Below are 2447 nucleotides of genomic sequence, written 5' to 3' on the forward strand. Positions count from 1 at the left end.
AGCTGTCAGTAGAAGAACGGAAGTGGCTGAAAAAGATTGCGGAAAAATCCGACTTGCTGAAGAATCCAAAACCGCAGAGAGGACGAAGATAAAAAATGCCTGAACGGCGGTTCTGGTTTTTCAGAACCACCATCCAGGCATTTTGTTTAGTAATAGAAAAAGGTGCAGTTGATTATTGCGTATTGTCAATCTCTCTCAAACCGGGTAGTAAAAATACGGCAAGCGCAACGATGATAATGCCAATTCCGCAAATGACAAACCATTTCTCAACTCCCAGCCGCTCCGCCAGAGGCCCGGAAATGACAAGGCCAAACGGCATGGCGAGGGAAGCGGCGCTTGTCAGTAGAGAAAAAACTCTCCCCAGATATTCTGGTTTGACCGTTTCTTGAAAAATCGCATTTTGCACACCGTAAAATGGAGCGGAAATTCCCATAACAGTACAGCACACAACAAAGACAAGAAATGCGTCTGGCGGCAAAAGCCCGGAGAGCATATTGCTAACGCCCATCAGGAGAACGGAAAGACCGATGGTGTACCGCCGTTTCTTAAAACCGCCCCAAATGCTCAGAATGACTCCGCCAAGCAGCATACCAACCGCAAAAGCAATTTCAGCGGCAGAGGCATGGGCCGGTGTTCCTTTGAAGTATGACATACAGATGAGAGGAAAAAGCGTACTGATTGGCATATAAAAGAACATATAAATTACACCAATCCAGAGCAGAGCAAAGAGGCCCCTGTTTTGCTTTAATACCACATACCCCTCTTTCATATCCTGTAAAAACTGTTGTCTTTTCGTTTCTGGACATAGTTCAGGCGTTGGTATGGACGAAATCGCAACAGTCACACAGGCAAGGATTGCACCCACAATATCTAACAATATAATTGCATTAAGAGGCCAAACAGCATATAAAAACGCTGCGGCAGCTGGACTGATAATCGCACTTACTGCTTGCATGGTCTGCGTGTAACCAGCGCATTTTGTAAGTTCCTCTTTTGGCACAATCATAGGTGTTGCTGCGCTGAATGCTGGAGAATGAAAAGCAGTTCCCGCACTTCGGATTAACAGGACAACCATAATAGACCATACGGGCAATTCCATGTAAAACGCCACCAGCGCCAGAATACCGCCAGCGGCGGCAATTATCAAATCCGCACCAATCATTACGCTTTTACGGCTGTGCCGGTCAACAAAAGCACCTGCAAACGGGCCTAAACAGGCTTGCGGCAAAAATCCAATCAGTGTTGCCGCCGTCAATATGATTGCAGAATTAGTTTTCGCAACCAAATAAAAGATAATGGCCATTTGCAAAATACCGCTGCTAATAAAGGATATTGCTTGTCCGGCAAGAAGTGTAAAATAAGTTTTTCTCCATGAATTGTTGTTTTGGGTCATAATGCGAACCTCCTTTTTTATTGCATTGTTCCTTTGTTTCTGCAATAAAAAGCAGGCGTTGTCCCACAGAGAGGGCAGACGCCTGCATAACAACAAAGCACGAAAAAACACCACGATACAGTTCAAAGACTGCTCGTGTCAAACCTACGTGTTCCTTTGCATACGCACGCAAAAAAAGCCCACCATCATGTGGAAAGGTACTTCTACTTTTTATTGCTTATTAGCGTACACAAATTAACACACGTAAGCCTCCTTCCAATCTCAAACTGTCGCACAGTATAACACACATCCGATAGACTTGCCAACCATTTTTAACCTTGTTTTCCATCTTGTTTTTCCATCTCTTACGGGCAGTAGCAAAGCCAGGCGAGCCAGTCAACGGTCAAGATGAACGGCGCTTTCAGCGCCGCCGTTGACAGTCTCGCCCGTCTTTGCTAATGGGTAATCAAGGCGGGAAAGCCATTTTAGGGCTTTCCCGCCCATTTCAATTTTGGGAGAAGAAAGGCCCCAAAATGAACGAGTGCGGCCAAACACTTTTAGGGATTGGCCACCTTGTCCACCCATCCAGCGGGGCGGCGGGGAACGGTCAAGGCCGGGCGTCAGCCCATTCATTTCAGCCTTGACGGTTTCCTGCCGTCCTGCTACTTTTCCCGGAGTGTGGCCACACATCTGGTCACGGTGTCCAGAGCTTTGGGACTTTTTGTCCCATAGGCCGGGGGCGGAGGACGAGGGACGGGGGCTTTCATAATACGCCCTGTCTGCTGCTGAAATCAGCCCTTTGTTTCCGGCTTACCAGCCCCAAACAAAGCCCTGCTTTCCTGCCGCGTCAAATGCCCTTGCCCTCCCCGGCGGCAACGGTATTTTCAGGGCAACGCCGACAGAGCGTATAACACACTACACTTTGCTCCGCAAAGTCGTGTGCCAAATGGGGCGCTGCCCCCTTTGGAAACCCCCGCAACAAACAGGTGCTATGCACCCAGCCGGGAGCATAGCGCCGTTTGTTGTCAGCAGCCCGTTTCACGGTCTGCGTGTAGTTCCTTGTAAACTGACCTAA

At 48.3% G+C, this 2447-nt stretch carries 1 protein-coding gene and 1 pseudogene; one reads left to right on the forward strand and one right to left on the reverse strand.

Translation table 11 applies throughout. The features are described from left to right. Positions 1-92 (forward strand): annotated as a pseudogene (locus ACTQ1O_RS14005) (helix-turn-helix domain-containing protein); the annotation flags it as partial. A gap of 80 nt (positions 93-172) precedes the next feature. Here ACTQ1O_RS14005 and ACTQ1O_RS14010 read toward each other — a convergent pair. Beyond that, a complete protein-coding gene (locus tag ACTQ1O_RS14010; protein ID WP_002584949.1) occupies positions 173-1393 on the reverse strand; it encodes an MFS transporter in 1221 nt (406 codons plus the stop codon). Positions 1394-2447 lie beyond the last annotated feature (1054 nt).

The sequence above is a fragment of the Bilifractor sp. LCP21S3_A7 genome (assembly GCF_052118825.1).
Lineage (GTDB): Bacteria > Bacillota > Clostridia > Lachnospirales > Lachnospiraceae > Bilifractor.

What these genes read in the sequence shown, in the direction of transcription:
- ACTQ1O_RS14010 (WP_002584949.1), bottom strand. Translation starts at nt 1,393, where the DNA reads ATGACCCAAAACAACAATTCATGGAGAAAAACTTATTTTACACTTCTT.